This window comes from Apibacter raozihei (assembly GCF_004014855.1).
GTDB lineage: Bacteria > Bacteroidota > Bacteroidia > Flavobacteriales > Weeksellaceae > Apibacter > Apibacter raozihei.
Window position 1 is genome coordinate 1707669 of the sequence record NZ_CP034930.1, and the last position, 18149, is coordinate 1725817.

Genomic DNA, 18149 nt, shown 5'->3' on the forward strand with positions numbered 1-18149 from the left:
GAGAAGTGTAACAGAGATTCTTATATTTGATTGTTATGTAGTTTTCTACGTATAAATTCTGAAATAAATTGAGCAGTGTCATTTATTCCCAATACTGAAGAATTGATACAGAGATGATAAGAACCGGCTCTTCCCCAGCCACGATTACTGTAAAAATTATAAAATTCTTTTCTTTTTTTATCCACCTTGTTGTTTAAAAGTTCTGCTTCTTTTTCGTCAATATTTTTCCTTAAAGCAGTTCTTTTTATTCGATCTTCTTTATCCGCTGTGATAAAAATATCAATTCGTTGTTTATTTTCTCTTAATATATAGTCTGAACAACGCCCGACGAAAACACAAGATCTTTTTTCAGATAAGCGTTTAATAATATCACTTTGTATTTCAAACAATGTTTCGCCGCATAGATAATTTTTTGAGTATTGTAAGTTGAAAAAGTTATCAAAAAAGCTTAAACTTGCTTTTTCATCAGCTTTTTCAAAAAATTCTCTGCTTAACCCGCTTTCTTTGGAAGCAAGATATATAAGCTCTTTATCATAATAGGATATGCTTAATTCTTCGGCAATTTTTTTTCCTATTTCTCGTCCTCCGCTTCCTAACTGACGACCAATGGTTATAATATATTTTTCGTTCATGTTATCTGTTTTCATGAGGGGAGTTTTTTGAATTGTTTAAATTGTAAATAAAGTAATACAGCAGCCATCAGGGTTGCAACAAAATCGGCAATAGGTAAACTGTACCATATTCCGGATATTCCCATAAAACGGGGAAGTATTAACAGGCAAGGGATTAAAAATATGACTTGTCGGGTTAAAGATAAGAAAATGGCTTTGTTAGCCATCCCAATACTTTGGAAAAAAGTAGATACTACAACCTGGAATCCTACCAAAGGATAACAAAGAAAAACAATACGCAATCCTACGGACGCAATATCTATAAGTTCCTGATCTGTCGTAAATATTGAAGCTACCCAGTGTGGAGCCAACTGTACAAAAATGAATCCCAGAGTCATAATAAGCGTTGCCCAAAGAATGGTTTTTTTGAGTACTGCAGTAACTCTTGAATAGGATCGAGCACCATAATTATAACCCGCAATAGGCTGCATTCCCTGATTTAGTCCCAAAACTACCATTACAAATAAAAAGGCTATTCGATTAACTATCCCATAAGCACCTACAGCTAAGTCACCGCCATATTTTAAAAGACCCTGATTAATAATTATTACAATAATACAGGAGGCTGCATTCATCAAAAACGGAGACATTCCGATTGCTAATGAATCTTTAACGATTCTCGATTTTAATTTAAAAATTCCTTTCTGCAGATGTATAAAATTGCTTTTATCACTAAATAAATAAATTTGCCAGATTAATACTATTATTTGTGATGTGATAGTCGCAATAGCACTTCCACGGATACCCCATTGGAAGCCAAATATAAAAAGCGGGTTAAGTACAAGGTTAATTAGAACTGTAAATATGGTAGCATACATGGAATGCTTAGGTTTTCCCGATGAACGAAGCATGGAGTTAAGTCCTAAATACATGTGTGTTATAACATTTCCCATTAAAATGATTACCATGAAATCGTGTGCATAAGGAAGTGTTTTATCACTGGCTCCGAAAAAAAAGAGTATTGAATCCAGAAAAGGGAGTGTTAATAAGGAAAATGAAATCCCAATAATCAAATTCATAATAAATACGTTACCCAGAATGGTATTTGCAGTTGTATAATCCTTTTGTCCCAATCTGACGGATAAAAGCGTTGAAGCTCCTACGCCCACAAGTGAACCGAATGCTGCTGCAAGATTCATTAAAGGAAAAGTAATTGCAAGTCCGGATATAGCAAGTGCACCCACTCCATGACCAATAAATATGCTATCAGTAATATTGTATAAAGAAGAGGCTATCATGGCAATAATTGCCGGAATTGCATATTTTTTAAGAAGTTTACCTATATCTTCTGTACCAAGTTCGAGGGGTGTTCCCTTAGAATTACTATCCATTGTCCGGGTATTTCTTTAAACAAAGTTAATAAAATCAGTATACTCTTTTAAATAAATAAAAAAAACAGCTATTTATTTTCTAAATAGCTGTAAATATTAATATCTAAAATGATAAATTCTAAACTTATCTATTATGATCTGTCTTTTAAACGCTGGTTAATTTCATCTGCTGTATCGGAAACTCTATCTTTGACATAATCAGCTTCATTTTTTCCGGAATCAAGAATATTTTTGAAGTTTTTTTTCGCTTTTGAAGCATATTTGTCAAAATCATTGTTCAAATCATCCCAACATCCTTCTTCCTGAACTTTTCTTATTAAATAACCTATTCCAACTCCTAATGCGGCACCTAAGATTAATTTTTTCATAACTTTTTATTTTTAAATTTAGTATACTTTGATTTTATTACAATTATTTACGCCTTAGCATAGATACTATCCATAAAAGAACTACAGCTCCTAAAACAGACATTACTAAAATGCCGAATTTTCCATCAGATTGTATTCCTAATAAACTGTATATCCATCCTCCCAGCATACTACCAACTAAACCTACCAGTAAGTTTACTAAGAATCCAAAGCCGCGTCCTTTCATGATCCAGCCGGCTAAAGCCCCGGCTATAACTCCAATAATTACAGACCATATAAATCCAAGTCCTTCCATAAATTTTTAAGTTTTTTAATAATTAATTATAGTAAAATGCTTTTACCTATCTTTAATTATTGCAATAAATATGCCATGACTTAAAAATAAGATAAAACTGATGAGTGCGAGATAAATATCAACCCAAAGTTTTCAATGTTAATAAACCTTATGTATCATTAATTTTTTTGATCCTGCAACTGAAGATGGTTTATAAAATTATTTTTACACTTAATTTCTCAAAAACAAGAAATAATAAAATGATTAAAAATACTATATTGAGATTAGTTTTTTTTATGTACTATTTATACGATTAGCTTATAGTTTTTGATGTATCATTATAAAAAAAATATACTATTTGGCAATTATATTTCAACAGAAAATTTAGGTTGTAAGAGGGGGACCATTAATGCTCAATAATGATATACAAAAGTTGCTATACTTAATATTATTTATCTAGTATAAGTTTTGAATATTATTTAAAACAACAAATGCTCGTTTAACTAATTTTTTTAGCCAGTTTGCCCACAGTCATTCCTTGTACCAGAATTGAGAACACAACCACAACATAGGTAGCAGCAATAATAATTTCTTTATAATCACTATCGGGAACAGAAAGAGCTAATGCAATGGAAACACCTCCTCTAAGGCCTCCCCATACCAACATAGCTATTGTGCCTTTGGTAAATTTTTCTTTAAAAGGAATAATTATAGTTGGAATTTTAATAGAAACATAACGAGCTATCAAGACCACTAAAATACATATGATACCTAATACCCAGTAATTTTTTAAATCTTCAATTAATAAAATTTCAAATCCCATAAACAGGAATAAAACAGCATTCATAATTTCATCCAACAATTCCCAGAAGGTACCCACATTGCTTTTTTTGGTTGAACCTAATTTTCTTTTAGACTCACCTATAATAAGACCTGCAGCAACCATGGCTAAAGGAGCGGAGGTATGCAATGACTGAGCAACCAGGTAGCCGCCCATAACAACAGCTAGTGTAATTAATACAGAAACTTTATAATCATGCGCAGTTTTTATAGCATAAGCAGCTATAAAGCCCAGAGCAATTCCTAATACAAATCCACCAATAGCTTCCCTCATAAATAATTCGAAAATATGCGAGAAAGAAAGATCCATGTGTCCAGTTGCAACTACAACAGGATTTTCGGCCAATCGAGCTAATATAGTGAATAATACTACTGCAACACCATCATTAAGAAGAGATTCTCCAGCAATTTTAGTTTCCAGTGTTTTAGGTGTATTGGCCTGTTTTAAAATACTTAGAACAGCAATAGGATCAGTAGGAGATATTAAAGCTCCGAATAATAAGCAATAAATTAAAGGAATTTCAAAATGTATATTGATAACAGGTAATAAATAATTTACGATGTAGTAAAGACCGAAACCGACAACAATGGTTGAAATGATGACACCTAGGGTAGCATATATCATTACAGGTACCCTTTGTTCTTTAAGATCGGCCATATTTATATGAATAGCCCCTGCAAATAAAAGAAAATTTAGCATGGCTCCCATAAGTATTTCTGTAAAATCAAATTCTTTAATTAATGAAGCAAAGTCGTTAAGTGGTTTAGAGGTTAAATGTCCTAAAAGAACCAGTACTATAGACATTACTAGTGCAATAACCATGATACCGATCGTTGAAGGGAATTTTAAAAACCGAACATTGATATAAGAAAAGATTGATGCTAAAACAATAAGGATTGAAAATGAATAATATAATTCCATATGATCTAGGTGAGATTTTTGTTGTTTTTTGCAAAAATAGTAAAATAAAATGTTTTTTCTGATACCAGAACATCTTTATAAACGAATTTTTCTGTTTAATCTAAAATAAAGAACACTTTTTACTAAAAAAGATAAGCATTTATAAAAAAATGCTTATCTGCTATGATGGAAATATATATTAATACTCACTTGCTTTATTTAAATAGGACAAATCATCGGTTGAGAGATTCAGTTCAACAGATTTTAATATATCTAATTGACCTAATTGAGAAGCACTTGCTATAGGAGCTGTGATAGTTGGATGCTGTATAAGCCAGGCTAAAGCAACCTGTGCAGAGGTAGCAGTATTTTTTGCCGCAACTTCTTCTAAAGCTTTAACTATTTTTAAGCCTCTGTCATTTATATATTTTTTTATAAAATCAGAGCCTCTTTTACTTTTTTCAGCATCTGCCTCTGATTTGTACTTTCCGGTTAAAAAACCGCTGGCAAGAGAAAAATATGACATAACTCCTAAACCATATTTCTCAACTATAGGTTCATAATTTTTTTCATAATTTTTTCTGTCGTATAAATTAAATTCAGGTTGAAGCACTGTATAAGAAGGTAAATTATTTTGTTTGCTAATTTGCATAGATGCTTCAATCCTTTCCGGAGACATATTGGAAGTTCCAATAAAACGTACTTTTCCCTGTTCAATGAGTTTTTGATAAGTTTCTAGTACTTCTTCTATCTCAACACTGGTATCGTCAAAATGAGTGAAATAAAGATCAATGTAATCCGTTTGAAGCCTTTTTAAAGATTCTTCCACTTCAGCCAGAATATATTCTTTTTTTAAACCTTTATGAGTAGCATTAATTTCTGCTCCTACTTTGGTAGATATAATCAGTTGATCTCTATTCTTTTTTTGATGTATCCATTTTCCCAAAATGGTTTCAGATTCCCCTCCTTTGTTTCCTGGAGCCCAGGCTGAATATACATCTGCCGTATCAATAAAATTGAAACCTAGTTCTGTATACTGTTCAAGTAATTCGAATGAAGTATTTTCGTCAGCTGTCCATCCAAAAACATTTCCTCCAAATGCAAACGGATAAACTTCAAGATCAGAGCCTCCTAATTTTCTTTTTTTTAAATTCATAGGTATAATAAATTTGATTTTAACCTTTTTATAATCATGCTCCAAAATTGTACCATTGTTTTGTTTTTAAAAAAGAATTATTAGAATATTTTATTGAGCAATAATTTTAAAATAAAGCATTTCAAAAGCTTTTGCTGTTATTCTTTTTATCATTTCGTGTCGTGTCAGGTTCGGATATGAATATCGGTTAACCATAATTTCGCCCTGAAAATATAATCCAATATAGGCTAAGCCTATGGGGTTGTTGTATTTGTCCGTATCAGGTCCGGCAACACCAGTAGTAGAAATTGCTACATCGCTTTTGAATATTTGTGATGTTTGTAATGCCATTTCTTTAGCCACTTCTTCACTTACAACGGTATGTTGTTCAATTATCTTTGTAGGTATATTTAATAAATTCTCCTTTGTTTCTGTCTGATAACTGATGATTCCTCCTTTAAAATACTTAGAACTTCCGGGAACTGAAGTAATTGTTTCAGATATCATACCACCTGTTATACTCTCAGATACTGATAGGTTTAGATTATTTTTAATCAGATAAGAGATAATTACCTGTTGAATGTCTTCTTTTTGGGAAAGTAAAAGTTTATTTCCCAGAATAGCTGGTAGTTTGTTTATTTCATTCGTTAGTTGTTTCTCAATAATTTCTCGATTTTTTCCCTGTGATGTTAAACGCAGTTCTATCCGAGATTCTCCGGGTAAGTATGAAAGAGACATTAAATCAGGTAAGTTGTCTTCCCATTTTGATAAAGTAATAGCAAGCTCACTTTCAGGAAAATTGATCACATTTACAGCCCGATGAAGTATATAGTCCAGTTTATATTCATTTTTTATTTTAGGAATAATAAACTCTTTTACCATGGCACGAGTTTCATAAGGAACTCCGGGTAAGTTAACTAAAACTTTATTATTTTTTGTTGTCCAAAGTACGGGAGCTGTACCATACCTGTTTACAATTACTTGCGACTGAGAAGGTACAAGTGCTTGGTTTTTTGTTAAATCATTCATAATTCGTCCGTTGCGACAATAAATTTCTTTTATGAAATCTAAAGAAGGCTGGTGCATCACTAAAGTGTCGTTGAAAAAATCTGAAATGGCTTGTTTTGTTTTATCATCTTTGGTAGGTCCAAGTCCTCCGGTAGTAAAAATGAAATCTGCATCAGTTTCGAAAGCTTTAGTTAACTCTTCAGTTATTACTTCATTGTTATCAGATATAATATTAATTTTAAGTACTGATATACCTATTAGATCAAGTTCGTACGTTAAAAATTGAGAATTAGTGTCGAGCGTGCGACCGGATAAAAGTTCATCTCCGATGGCTATAATATATGCTTTCATTTGTATTATGTTAATTCTTCAAAGTTATATAATTATTATGATTGTAAATTACAATAATTTGGAATCGTGAGTTAAAAATGTTATCTTGCAAGAACTGTTAATTCTATTGATTTTTATATAGATAGAAAGCCGGAATCAAATTAAATAAATAACTGAATTTTAAGATACTTAATGGAGCATCATTTACCTAAACTTATTATCGATTTAGCGCTTATTCTAGGAGCGGGAGCCATAACCACACTAATTTTTAAAAGAATCAAACAGCCTTTGGTATTAGGTTATATCATTGCTGGGTTTCTTGTCGGACCACATTTTTCCTTTGTACCTAATGTAGCGGATAAAGAAAGTGTAAAGATTTGGGCAGACATAGGAGTTATATTTTTATTATTCAGCCTTGGTTTGGAATTTAGTTTTAAAAAATTGATTAATGTAGGGGGAGCTGCATCCATTACTGCAATTGTGGAAATAGTAGCCATAATGGTATTAGGGTATTTTGTTGGTCAATGGATGGGATGGGATATGATGAATAGTATCTTTTTAGGTGGATTATTAGCAAGTTCTTCAACCACTATTATTCTCAGAGCTTTTGATGAATTGGGGGTAAAAAGGAAAAATTATGCTCGTGTCGTATTTGGAATTCTTATTGTTGAAGATATTGTAGTCATTCTTTTAATGGTACTGCTTTCCACTATGGCTGTAAGTCGTCAGTTTGATGGAATTGAAATGTTGATGCAGTTTTTAAAACTTATTTTCTTTCTTGCATTGTGGTTTATTTTTGGTATATTCTTAATACCTACTTTATTACGTAGAGTAAAGAAGATTTTAGATGAAGAAACACTTTTGATTTTATCAATAGGACTTTGCTTGGGGATGGTAGTTCTAGCTACGGAAATTGGTTTTTCTGCAGAATTAGGTGCTTTTGTTATGGGTTCGATTCTGGCTGAAACTACTTCTGCTGAAAAAATCGAACACTCGCTCAAACCAGTTAAAGATTTGTTTGGGGCTGTCTTTTTTGTATCTATCGGAATGATGATTGAGCCAGCTTCAATGTATGAATATCGTTGGGAAATATTTATTGTAACACTATTGACTATTTTCGGTAAACTGATATTTACTTCTTTAGGTGCTATTTTATCTGGACAACCATTAAAACAATCTGTTCAGGTAGGAATGAGTATGGCTCAGATTGGTGAGTTTGCTTTTATAGTGGCTTCTTTGGGTATGAGTCTCAAAGTTACCGGGGATTTTCTGTTTCCTATAGCTGTAGGTGTTTCTGCTATCACGACGTTCACTACCCCTTATATGATTAAATATTCTGATTATTTTTATCAGCTCATTGATAGATTTATGCCGCAGAAAATGTTGAAAGTAATAGATAGGTATTCTACAGGTTCTCAGGATATTCAAAAAGAGAACAAATGGAAAACTTTAACTAAAGCATATTTATCGTTGATACTTACTAATGGAATTGTAAGTATAGGCATTTTGTTCTTTATTGTTTACTTAAGAGTTTACTTTATATTGCCCTTTGCTCAAAGTAGAGGATGGAACTCTGATTTGATTGATATAGGTTCTTTTATTTTAACAATTGTAGTGAGTGGACCTTTTCTTTGGGCTATTTTAGTTAAGAAGCCTGCAAATGAGATATTTAGTTCAATATGGACCGAAAATCGTTTTGCCAGAGGACCATTGTTGGTGTTAGAGTTGTCTAGATTTGTTGTCGTGGTTCTTTTAGTTGGTTTTATCCTTAATTTTTTCTTTTCAGGATTAATAACATCTATAATAGTCACTTTGTCAGTTATTATAGGTTTATATTTGTTATCCACTAAGTTTAATCTTTTTTATTCGCTTATCATAAAAAGATTTATGTTTAATTTAAATGAAAGAGATATCAGAGAACAGGAAAAAAAACAAAAGAAAAGCATTATACAAAGAAATGAATTCTCCCTATGGGATACTCACCTGACTGATTTCGAAGTAATGCCTAATGCTGCCTATGCAGGTTTAAAATTATCAGAATTAGCATGGCGGGAAAAATATGGAATTAATCTGGCTTATATTAAGAGAGGAGATGTAATGATTTCAATTCCTAAGGAAGAAGATAAGGTTTTTCCTTTTGATAAATTGGGTATTATTGGTACTGATGAACAATTGAAGAACTTTGAGCAACAAATATTACAAGAAACCATACCAGTGCAAGATAACTCCTTTAAACAAGAAGAAGTGACTCTTACCAAATTTACAGTGTCGGAAGAATCTTTTCTTCAAGATAAAACGGTAAAGTATTTACGAAGTTTAACAAATGGTTTAGTAGTAGGAATAGAAAGGGATGATAGCAAGATTGTTAATCCTACATCAATGAGCACATTTCAGGCTGATGATGTTGTATGGATTGTTGGAAATAAAAAAGCTATTACTCAATTAATTGAAAGTCTTGAAACAAAAAGTATATGATAAATACAGTTATTTTTGACATGGATGGTGTTATAGTTGATACCGAGCCTCTTCATGAAATGGCTTTTTTTAAGCATTTTGAAGAATTAGGAATTCCAATGACAAAAACAGAATATGATACATACAGAGGATTATCAACCCGTAATGTATATGAAAAATTAAAAGAAAATCATTCATTACAAAAAAGCCCTCAGGAACTTACTTCCCGAAAAAGAGAGATTTTTACCTCATTGTTCTCAGAAAATAATGAATTAGATCTATTACCAGGGGTGAGAAATTTAATTGAAAGTTTACATACATCGGGTTTTCAGCTAATTTTAGCAACCTCTTCTGCACGGATTACTCAAACAATGATTTTCGAAAGATTTAATCTGTTTCCTTATTTCAGTCATATTGTAAATGGGGAAGATTTTCCACAATCAAAACCTAACCCGGCAATATTTTTAAAAGCTGTAGAGCTTTCCGGGCAGCCTAAAGAAAATTGTATTATTATTGAAGATTCAATTAATGGTGTAAAAGCGGCTCATGCCGCAAATATTTTTTGTATTGGTTATAAAGCTGGAGAATTCACCAATCAGGATTTGTCGTTAGCAGATACTATAATTAATGACTTTTCTCAATTATCGCCGAAAGTTATCAAACAATTAGTCGAAAGAAAATAAACTTTTGTAATTTTGATTAAATTTTTAAATGTGAAAACGTCGTTTGAAATTCTGAAAATTTACCGAGAAGCAACAGTTGATGTGATAGATAATTTAAGCATGGAGCAGTTGCAAAATATACCGCATGGTTTCCATAATAGTATTTTTTGGAATGTAGCGCATACTCTGGTAGTACAGCAGACACTACATTATAAATTATCAGGTTTAGAACCACTGATATCCAATGATTGGCTTGAAAATTACAAAAAAGGTACTCAGCCAAAATTTGTGGTAACAGAAGATCAGGTTGAATACGTCAAAAGAAAACTTATATCCACTGTAGAACAATTAGAATCAGATTACAGAGAAAATCAGTTTGAACATTTTGCAGAATATGAAACGGCTATGGGAATGACATTGTTCACTATTGAAGACGCATTGGATTATAATAATGCCCACGAGGCTTTGCATTTAGGAATAATTAAATCAATGAAAATTATTGCATAATCATACTTTCAGAGATATAAAAGAGCTTTACGTTTAAAGCTCTTTTTTTTGTTGCAGCTGACTAAATTTATTATGGTAAATTAATGTTTTTATACCAGATGTAGGGGTATTTATCATAAAATCAATAATATATGAAAGTGTTTATTGTTGAAAAAATATGCTATAAAACCCTTTTGTTTCAAGTAAATTGATATTAAAATATTATATTGTTTATAAAACTCATAGATATGAAGTGTAATATATGAAATCTATCTAAATAAAATCTTTTTTATTAAAAAGAATCGTAATGTTCTTTATTTTATGATATTTCATTCAAAAATAACCTTTAAAGTTTGCGTTTTTTTTATAAAAAGAATGCCCCTTATTGGTTAAGTAAAAAAAAAACGTAAATTAGCAAAAAAAATAAAACTTTCTTATTAATATATACTATGAATTATAACAGAAAGAGATCTTTGAGCAAATTTTTTTCCAAGCTTGATATTCGGGTTCTTTTAGTCTTTATAATATTGATACTCATGGCTTTCTTTTTCTTTTTCTTTCAATACTATAGACATATCGATTGCAGACAAGTTTACTTCACAATAGAGGCTGAAAGAAAGCAGGTAGGTGAAATTATTGGATTTAAAGATCAAACTCCTAATGCAAGAAGCTGGAAATGGGATTTTGGTGATAAAACTGAGAAAAGATTTGAAAAAGATCCATTGCATAAATATGAAAAGCCAGGTGTATATACGATAACTCTAGAGGTTAACGGGAGTTGTGTTTTTCAAAGAATTTTAGAAATCAGAGATTTAGGTAGGTTGGTAGATTCTACAAAGATACCTAAAATTATAGCTCCTACAGTAGTTGAAGTTGGTCAGAACATTGAGTTTTATTACAAATACAGAGGGGAAGCTTTTTCTTGGGAATGGAGTTTTGGAGAAACAGGCCAATTGGATAATACATCAGAATTTCCGGTATATAGTTATAGCACTCCTGGAATAAAAAGAGTTACTTTTGTTATCAATGGAGATGTAACTCATATATCAAGTAAAGATATATTTGTAAAACCAAGAAAACTCATAAATACTAAAATTAAAGACACTGCTTATACAGTAGAAAAAGCAGCAGAACTTTTTACACTACCTAAGGGGACACCGCAAAAAGATCCTATGGAAGAATTCATGAGATATATACCAGGGGTACCACTGGAAACGCCTGTACAGAAGAAAATTAGAGAGATTGAAGAAAATAAAGCTCCCGATATATCTGAAAATCAGTTTCAATTACTTTTACTTGATGTGGCTAAACAAAGTAAAACCAAAGAGGATTTTTCTAAATATACCTGTGGTAATTATGAATTTCCGGTAATTAAAAACAATAAAACCATAATGCGTTTTTCTGAATTCTGTGAGAACATTCAAAATAAGAAAATCAAAATAGAATCGTTAAGACTTACCAGAAATAATAAAAACTGTATTGAAGGGTTTACAATTAAATACAAAGTAAAAAAAGGATTTATCTGGATTTATGACTAATTAAAATAATAACTAATTATCTATATTAATATATTATGCAGAAAGAAGCTGTATTTCATGAGGAGTTGTACCTGGCTTTGGAAATAGCAAAAAAATATGCCATCGAAAATAAAAATGTTGAATATGGAGCGGCACATTTGTTAAAAGCAATTCTACATAGAGATTTATCTTTATTGAAAGAATTGGAAGCTATGAAAAAAGATGTTTTTTTCATTGAAGAATGGGCAGAAGTCAGAATTGACGATGCTCCAAAGGCTGGAAGAGCTACTCAACCCGAACCAGATGAAAGTATTGATAAAGTTACTGCCGAAGCAGATGAAATAAGAGATATTTTAGGCAGGGAAGAAGTTGATTTATACTGTGTAATTGTTGCATTGGCAACCCCGGGAGTAGGATTTAGCTTCGATCAAATGAAAAGTTTTCCTGTGGTTAGAGATGAGCTGTTAACAGAAGTTGAAACAGCTTTACCTTCTGAAAATGATTCAGATAAAGATGGTAAACCTCCCGTATCTGTTAAATATTTATACAAATATTGTAAAGATAAATTAGTACAGGCTCGTAAAAATCCTAAAAATATAGTAGCCAGAGAACAGGAAATTAAAGAAATTGTTGAAATCATTTGTCGGTTTTCCAAACCTAATGTGCTCTTACAGGGGTACCCGGGAGTAGGAAAATCAGTATTAATAGACGGATTTGTAAATTTAATAGTCAAAAAACAAGTGCCAGACAAAATTCAGAAAACGAGAGTTTATGAATTAGATTTAGGAACTTTGATTGCCGGGGCTTCCTACAAAGGAGAAATTGAAGATAGGTTAAAAAAGATACTTCAGGAATTAAAAACATATCCCCAGGCTATTCTGGTGATTGACGGCATACATGTTCTCCTTGATAAAAATAGTGACAATGCAGGAATATCAAGTATTCTAAAAAGTGAACTTTCCGGAAACGGAGGATTAACGCTTATAGTAACTACTACAGTTGACGAATATACCAAAAAAATTGAAAAAGACGAAGGTCTTTCAGGCATGTTTGAAGTGCTGAAAGTTGAAGAGCCAGATGAAGAACAAGCATTTAGAATAATAAAATCAGCGTTGGTATCCTATCTTGCCCATCACGAAATTAAAGTAACAGATGACTCAATTACAGAATCTATACGTCTGGCTAAAAGATATCTAAAAGAAAAAAGTTTGCCTGAATCAGCATTAAATTTATTAGACAGAACTATGTCTGTAATTAAAACTGCTGGAGTATCATTTCTTAAAGAAAAAGAAGGTTTAGAATCAAAATTGGACCACATAAAAGAAAAAGAAGGAGATCATAAACAAGATTTAAAATGGTATTACGAAGACTTAAAAAGGAAATCTCAATACTTATTAATTCAGGAAAAAGAGAGTCAGGTAGAAATTGAAAATCTTTCACAAGAAGATTTATTCATGTACCTTAAAAGTACTTTAGAAAAATTGAACGAAGCAGCTCTTTCAAAAAAAGAACATATAGAACCTATTGATCTAGCAGCAGTTGTTGCTCAAAAAACAGGAATACCTTTAGGTAAGTTACATTCAGAAGAGAAAGATAAGCTTCAGAATATGGAAGAGATACTGAAGAAAAGAGTGGTTGGTCAGGATTATGCAATCCAGGTAATTACCGAGGCAGTATTAGAATCCAGATCGGGTTTAAGTAAAGCCGGTCAACCTATAGGATCATTCTTCTTTTTAGGTCCAACAGGAACTGGGAAAACAGAATTAGCCAAATCACTGGCAGACTTCCTTTTTCAGGATGAACATGCAATCATCAGATTTGATATGTCTGAATTTAAAGAAGAACATTCCGCAGCATTATTATATGGAGCTCCTCCGGGCTATGTAGGATATGAAGAAGGAGGATTGCTTGTAAATAAAATCAGGCAGAAACCCTATTCTATAGTTTTATTCGATGAGATAGAGAAAGCCCATTCTTCTGTTTTTGATGTTTTTCTTCAAATTATGGATGAGGGTAAATTGCACGATAGATTAGGAAAAGAAGGAGATTTCTCCAATGCTTTAGTATTATTTACGTCAAATATAGGGTCTCAGTTTATTGTTAAATCAGTAAATGAGGGGAATGGTTTACCCACTTCCAACCAATTACTTGAAATTATGTCCAATAACTTCAGACCAGAATTTTTAGGACGTTTAACAGAGATAGTTCCTTTTGGACCTATAAGTAAAGATAATGCAATGGGAATTTTTGAAATTCATTTGAAAAAAGAACTATTAGATTTAGTTAAAGGGATAAATATAAATTTAACCATATCCGAATCTGCAAAATCATTCTTAGTAGATAATGGTTTTAATGCAACATACGGAGCCAGACCTTTAAAGGGAATAATACGTTCCGAATTAAGGAGGCCTATGGCTAAAAAAATTATATCCAATGAAATAAAAGAAGGAGATACGGTACAAGTAGATTTAGATGATAATAATTTAAAATGGATCATCAATTAAAAAATATATTAATTTAAAATAGAAAATTCTATGTTATCAAATTTTGGAATTGGAGGAAATGAAGTGCCTCTAGACGCAAATGAGGCAATCTTGGAGATTGCACAGAACCGAACTTTAATAGCCCAGAAGTTGACAGGTCAGACTCCGGTAAGACCTGAAATTGTAGAAGGGTTATCTACCATTGAACAAGTGTTTGAACATTTTAAACCTGAAGTTAAAGTTAATTTTGAAGATGCTGATGGGGCTACCAAATTTGAAGAGTTAAAATTTAAAAACTTAGGAGATTTTGGAATAAAAGGTATCACTGCTCAAAGTAAATTTTTAACAGATTTACAAGTTGAAAAAGAACAGTATCAGAAAATAATCAAACAGTTAAAAACTAATAAAATTTTAAAAGCAGCACTTGAAGATCCTGATGCTAAAGGCGCTTTAATGGAAACAATTGAAGGATTAATTAACGAATTAAATCAAAAATAATTATGGCTAAAGAAGAAGTAAAAGCACAAATCCAGACCAGAGATGTTGCAGTAGCTGAACCCAATAAAAAAGTTAGTATTCAGAAAGGTCTTGATAAACTAGCAAAATTTGGTGGTTTTGATTTATTAGAAGCATCTATTGAAAACGTTCAGAATATGAATCCTGATCGTAAAGCAAGACGTCAGATTTTTTTAGGCGACGCTAACAAACAATCTGAAAGAGATGCTCTTAAAAAAACGTTAGAATTATGGTTAAATGTGTTGAAAAACAACAATAACCTTACGGATATGGTTGCCCAAAGTGAAGATAAAAGTAAAGTTGCAGAAAAAACTTTATTGAAAAATCTTGCTACGGCAGTAAAAGAAACTGAAGAATTAGAAAAAGCTTACAGAACTATAGCTTTATTCTATAAAAATACAGAACAAGACAAAGTCAAAAACATTTCAATCGTAAATGCTGAGCTAGATCAATTGACTGATTTGGATAATACTAGGTTTATTGATTCAATTCATGGAGAATTAGTAGATAACTACGATAGATTAGATTTAAAAAATAACTACGGACTTTTAGTAATTCCGGGATATTTAGGTACCAATAAAGTAGTTGAAAAATGGGCGAAGATAGCTCATGAGAACAAAGTAATGTTAGTTACAGACTTTGCACACTTAGATGAGCCGGACGATGTTATGGAGATGTTTGATGAAGCATACCTTACTGGAGGTGAAATTTATCGCTCCAATGTACTAATGACATGTAACTGGTTAGTAGGTAGAGGTAAATTTGATATCATTGAAGAAACAGATGATTTATATGTACCACCATCCGCAGCATTAGCAGGTAAAATATATAAAACATTAATGTCTCAGGTTACTGCGGGTAAAAAATTTGGGGGTATTAATGAAGTAGACGGAGTTAAATTTGACTTATTAAAAAGTGAAATAGCAAGTTTGGAGAACTTAGGTTTAATTCCTATGGTTAATGAATATGGCAAAGTTATGGCTTTCTCTGGAAAAACACTTTTCAACGGAGATAATTTAGGACTTCAAACTTATTCAGTAGTTCGTGTATTCGATTATGTAACTAAAGTATTGATGGACTTCTTAAACAGAAGAGCTTTCGAAAACTTTACAGCTAAAACACGTCAGGAAATCATGAAACAAATTGTAAGTTTTCTTGATGGAATTACAGGTCCGGATAAATTAATTGAAAATTTTGAAGTTAGAAGATTCGAACAAGATCCGGTTCAAAAAGATAGAATATATTTAGATATTCATATGAAACCATACTTCCCGGCTAAAAACTTCCTTATTAAAATGGATGGGCATAAAGGAGATGATGGAAATGAATGGGAGACTGAATACGAACAAAAGTAATTAAAAATTTAATAAAGGAAAGGAGGGTTTTCTCCTTTCCTTATCAAAAATTGAGTTATGAGGCATAAAAACATACTCTTTATATTATTTATATTTCTAAGTTTTAGCTATGTCTTTGGTCAGTCTGTTTCCAAAAAAGAGAATGAATCAAATGTGAAAAAAATTTCTCAGGATACTTTAATAACTAAAGTAGTAGATTGTAACGCTTTATTTACTCTAAATAACAGAAAAGTAGATTTTTTAAGAAAAAAGCCTTACGTTTATACAGAACCATATTATAAAATGGATTACAAAAGCAAGAAAAACTTTGCAGTTTTTCAGGTGGGGAAAAGAAAAGGTACAACACCATTTTTGTATATAAAAATTTTCACATTTAATACCTGTATAAAAAAAGACGAAGTGGTTGAGCTAATTATGGATAATGGATTTAGATATAGATTGAAAAATGATTTTTCACCCAATTGTGATGGTTTTATTATAAGTACACTTAAAAATAAAATCATAAAAAAATTAGAACAAGGAAATATAACAAGTATCAAAATTTTCACATTTGAAAAAGACTATGAGTTTCATATGAATGATGAAGACTCAGAACGCTTTAGAGATGAATTACAATGTTTAAAATATAACAAATTTAAGTTCAATTAAGATGCCCTTGCCTCAATTAGGTTTATCCTTATCAATTACAGACAGTGCCGGTTCTCCCATGTATGCAGGAAATGGTGAACGCGAAAAAATGTCTGAATTTGATTCAGCATTGACAAATCATACAATTACTATAACTATAACCGATGATAAAGTCAATGAAGTCGAATTGGATATACATAATGATCAATTTGACAAAATTAAACTGCCTACGTATAAAATGATGGTAACTGATGACAAAACAGAAGAAAGAACATTTTATGAGGTAACAAGAGACTCCTTTTTAATGAAAGAATTGAAAAGTAAAGAAGTAGGAGGATTTACATTTTTTGGAATAAATATGTTTAAAAAAACAGTTTATAGCCTTCCTGTTGTTACTTTTGAGCCTTTAAAATCAACAATGGAGATTTTTGAAGTTTCCAAATACAGGACTAAAAGAGAAAACTATTTATTATATACATTAAGAAGAAATTTAGATGCAGCAGTTTTGGTATCAGGAAATCTGCCTAAAGAAACTATTGAAAATATCAATACTGAACATTTTTTTTATGTAGTAGATCACAATGAAGGACAAAAATTTATAGGAGATATTTCTTATAGAGAAAAATTTATAAAAACTATACCAAAAGTAGAAATACACTTGATTAAAAGATCAGAAAAAATAAAAGAGTACGAGTTGGATAAAAAAGGTAAAGTCAATAAAATCATATACTTATAATAACCAAAAATAGAAGTATGTACGGGATATATTATAATACGCCAATTAATTTTAAAGACATTATTGAAAAAAAAGATATAGAAAAAACTAATCTTGAAAGTTCAATAGCAAGATACATTAACCTGCTGGTCACCTCTTCTTTCGGAGAATGTAAATTTGATGAAACGTATGGCTGTAAAATATGGGAAATGGATTTTGATTTATTATCTGATTCAAATACATTACGAGATAGAATTAAAAAAGATATAAAAGAAACTATTAAAATGCATGAAAGCAGATTGGAGTTATCCGAAGTTGAAATTTCAGTAGGAATAGACCAATCTTTAAATCATAATAATGCATTACGAATGAAAAAGAAGATATCAATGAAAATATTGGGAGCTGTAAAAAAAACCAATCGTCCGTTTAGATTTCATGGACATTTTTTTGTAGGACCATTATCTTATATTTAATAC

17 protein-coding genes are annotated in these 18149 nt (G+C 31.3%); 10 read left to right on the top strand and 7 right to left on the bottom strand.

The window, feature by feature from the left end:
- Positions 1–20 precede the first annotated feature (20 nt).
- The 7 genes from EOV51_RS07650 to EOV51_RS07680 form a co-directional block, all read right to left on the bottom strand.
- Positions 21–647, bottom strand: a complete 627-nt coding sequence (locus EOV51_RS07650) for a cytidylate kinase-like family protein (RefSeq protein ID WP_228427597.1) — start codon at positions 645–647, stop codon at positions 21–23.
- The gene (locus EOV51_RS07655) at positions 644–2002 is read right to left on the bottom strand and encodes an MATE family efflux transporter (RefSeq protein WP_128151507.1); all 1359 of its coding nucleotides are present in this window, start codon (positions 2000–2002) and stop codon (positions 644–646) included. Before EOV51_RS07655 ends, EOV51_RS07650 begins: the two co-directional genes overlap by 4 nt.
- Positions 2003–2133: 131 nt before the next feature.
- Positions 2134–2370 carry a YtxH domain-containing protein gene (locus EOV51_RS07660; protein WP_128151509.1) on the bottom strand — a complete coding sequence of 79 codons (237 nt, stop codon included), beginning with the start codon at positions 2368–2370 and terminating at the stop codon, positions 2134–2136.
- A gap of 43 nt (positions 2371–2413) precedes the next feature.
- A complete protein-coding gene (locus EOV51_RS07665) occupies positions 2414–2665 on the bottom strand; it encodes a GlsB/YeaQ/YmgE family stress response membrane protein (RefSeq protein ID WP_128151511.1) in 252 nt (83 codons plus the stop codon).
- Between the two features lie 478 nt (positions 2666–3143).
- Positions 3144–4406, bottom strand: a complete 1263-nt coding sequence (locus tag EOV51_RS07670; RefSeq protein ID WP_128151513.1) for a cation:proton antiporter — start codon at positions 4404–4406, stop codon at positions 3144–3146.
- A gap of 178 nt (positions 4407–4584) precedes the next feature.
- Positions 4585–5541, bottom strand: a complete 957-nt coding sequence (locus EOV51_RS07675) for an aldo/keto reductase (RefSeq protein WP_128151515.1) — start codon at positions 5539–5541, stop codon at positions 4585–4587.
- Positions 5542–5631: 90 nt separating this feature from the next.
- Positions 5632–6879: a CinA family nicotinamide mononucleotide deamidase-related protein gene (locus tag EOV51_RS07680; protein ID WP_128151517.1), complete on the bottom strand. Its 1248-nt coding sequence runs from the start codon at positions 6877–6879 to the stop codon at positions 5632–5634.
- Between the two features lie 171 nt (positions 6880–7050).
- Here EOV51_RS07680 and EOV51_RS07685 point away from each other — a divergent pair, with 171 nt between their 5' ends.
- The 10 genes from EOV51_RS07685 (at position 7051) to EOV51_RS07730 (ending at position 18146) form a co-directional block, all read left to right on the top strand.
- Positions 7051–9333 (top strand): cation:proton antiporter domain-containing protein, encoded by a 2283-nt coding sequence (locus EOV51_RS07685; protein ID WP_128151519.1) that lies wholly within the window; start codon positions 7051–7053, stop codon positions 9331–9333.
- Positions 9330–9995, top strand: a complete 666-nt coding sequence (locus EOV51_RS07690) for an HAD family hydrolase (RefSeq protein ID WP_128151521.1) — start codon at positions 9330–9332, stop codon at positions 9993–9995. The genes EOV51_RS07685 and EOV51_RS07690 overlap by 4 nt, the downstream gene beginning before the upstream one ends.
- A 30-nt stretch (positions 9996–10025) precedes the next feature.
- Positions 10026–10481, top strand: coding sequence for a DinB family protein (locus EOV51_RS07695; RefSeq protein WP_128151523.1), 456 nt, complete (start codon positions 10026–10028; stop codon positions 10479–10481).
- 428 nt (positions 10482–10909) lie between these two features.
- Positions 10910–11998, top strand: a complete 1089-nt coding sequence (locus tag EOV51_RS07700) for a PKD domain-containing protein (protein ID WP_128151525.1) — start codon at positions 10910–10912, stop codon at positions 11996–11998.
- Positions 11999–12033: 35 nt separating this feature from the next.
- The gene (locus EOV51_RS07705; protein WP_228427598.1) at positions 12034–14481 is read left to right on the top strand and encodes an ATP-dependent Clp protease ATP-binding subunit; all 2448 of its coding nucleotides are present in this window, start codon (positions 12034–12036) and stop codon (positions 14479–14481) included.
- Positions 14482–14511: 30 nt separating this feature from the next.
- Positions 14512–14958, top strand: coding sequence for a hypothetical protein (locus EOV51_RS07710; protein WP_128151529.1), 447 nt, complete (start codon positions 14512–14514; stop codon positions 14956–14958).
- Positions 14959–14960: 2 nt separating this feature from the next.
- Positions 14961–16331, top strand: a complete 1371-nt coding sequence (locus tag EOV51_RS07715; RefSeq protein WP_164875264.1) for a DUF5458 family protein — start codon at positions 14961–14963, stop codon at positions 16329–16331.
- 57 nt (positions 16332–16388) lie between these two features.
- Entirely contained in the window at positions 16389–16979 is a 591-nt protein-coding gene (locus tag EOV51_RS07720) for a hypothetical protein (RefSeq protein WP_128151531.1), read from the top strand.
- Position 16980: 1 nt separating this feature from the next.
- On the top strand, positions 16981–17694 hold the full coding sequence (locus EOV51_RS07725; protein WP_128151533.1) for a hypothetical protein: 714 nt from the start codon (positions 16981–16983) through the stop codon (positions 17692–17694).
- A gap of 17 nt (positions 17695–17711) precedes the next feature.
- Positions 17712–18146, top strand: coding sequence for a GPW/gp25 family protein (locus EOV51_RS07730; RefSeq protein ID WP_128151535.1), 435 nt, complete (start codon positions 17712–17714; stop codon positions 18144–18146).
- The last annotated feature ends 3 nt before the right edge of the window (positions 18147–18149 follow it).

Bases quoted from the DNA above. Each gene is read 5' to 3' on its own strand.
- EOV51_RS07650 (WP_228427597.1), bottom strand. From the start codon at position 647: ATGAAAACAGATAACATGAACGAAAAATATATTATAACCATTGGTCGT.
- EOV51_RS07655 (WP_128151507.1), bottom strand. From the start codon at position 2,002: ATGGATAGTAATTCTAAGGGAACACCCCTCGAACTTGGTACAGAAGAT.
- EOV51_RS07660 (WP_128151509.1), bottom strand. From the start codon at position 2,370: ATGAAAAAATTAATCTTAGGTGCCGCATTAGGAGTTGGAATAGGTTAT.
- EOV51_RS07665 (WP_128151511.1), bottom strand. From the start codon at position 2,665: ATGGAAGGACTTGGATTTATATGGTCTGTAATTATTGGAGTTATAGCC.
- EOV51_RS07670 (WP_128151513.1), bottom strand. From the start codon at position 4,406: ATGGAATTATATTATTCATTTTCAATCCTTATTGTTTTAGCATCAATC.
- EOV51_RS07675 (WP_128151515.1), bottom strand. From the start codon at position 5,541: ATGAATTTAAAAAAAAGAAAATTAGGAGGCTCTGATCTTGAAGTTTAT.
- EOV51_RS07680 (WP_128151517.1), bottom strand. From the start codon at position 6,879: ATGAAAGCATATATTATAGCCATCGGAGATGAACTTTTATCCGGTCGC.
- EOV51_RS07685 (WP_128151519.1), top strand. From the start codon at position 7,051: ATGGAGCATCATTTACCTAAACTTATTATCGATTTAGCGCTTATTCTA.
- EOV51_RS07690 (WP_128151521.1), top strand. From the start codon at position 9,330: ATGATAAATACAGTTATTTTTGACATGGATGGTGTTATAGTTGATACC.
- EOV51_RS07700 (WP_128151525.1), top strand. From the start codon at position 10,910: ATGAATTATAACAGAAAGAGATCTTTGAGCAAATTTTTTTCCAAGCTT.
- EOV51_RS07705 (WP_228427598.1), top strand. From the start codon at position 12,034: ATGCAGAAAGAAGCTGTATTTCATGAGGAGTTGTACCTGGCTTTGGAA.
- EOV51_RS07710 (WP_128151529.1), top strand. From the start codon at position 14,512: ATGTTATCAAATTTTGGAATTGGAGGAAATGAAGTGCCTCTAGACGCA.
- EOV51_RS07715 (WP_164875264.1), top strand. From the start codon at position 14,961: ATGGCTAAAGAAGAAGTAAAAGCACAAATCCAGACCAGAGATGTTGCA.
- EOV51_RS07720 (WP_128151531.1), top strand. From the start codon at position 16,389: ATGAGGCATAAAAACATACTCTTTATATTATTTATATTTCTAAGTTTT.
- EOV51_RS07725 (WP_128151533.1), top strand. From the start codon at position 16,981: ATGCCCTTGCCTCAATTAGGTTTATCCTTATCAATTACAGACAGTGCC.
- EOV51_RS07730 (WP_128151535.1), top strand. From the start codon at position 17,712: ATGTACGGGATATATTATAATACGCCAATTAATTTTAAAGACATTATT.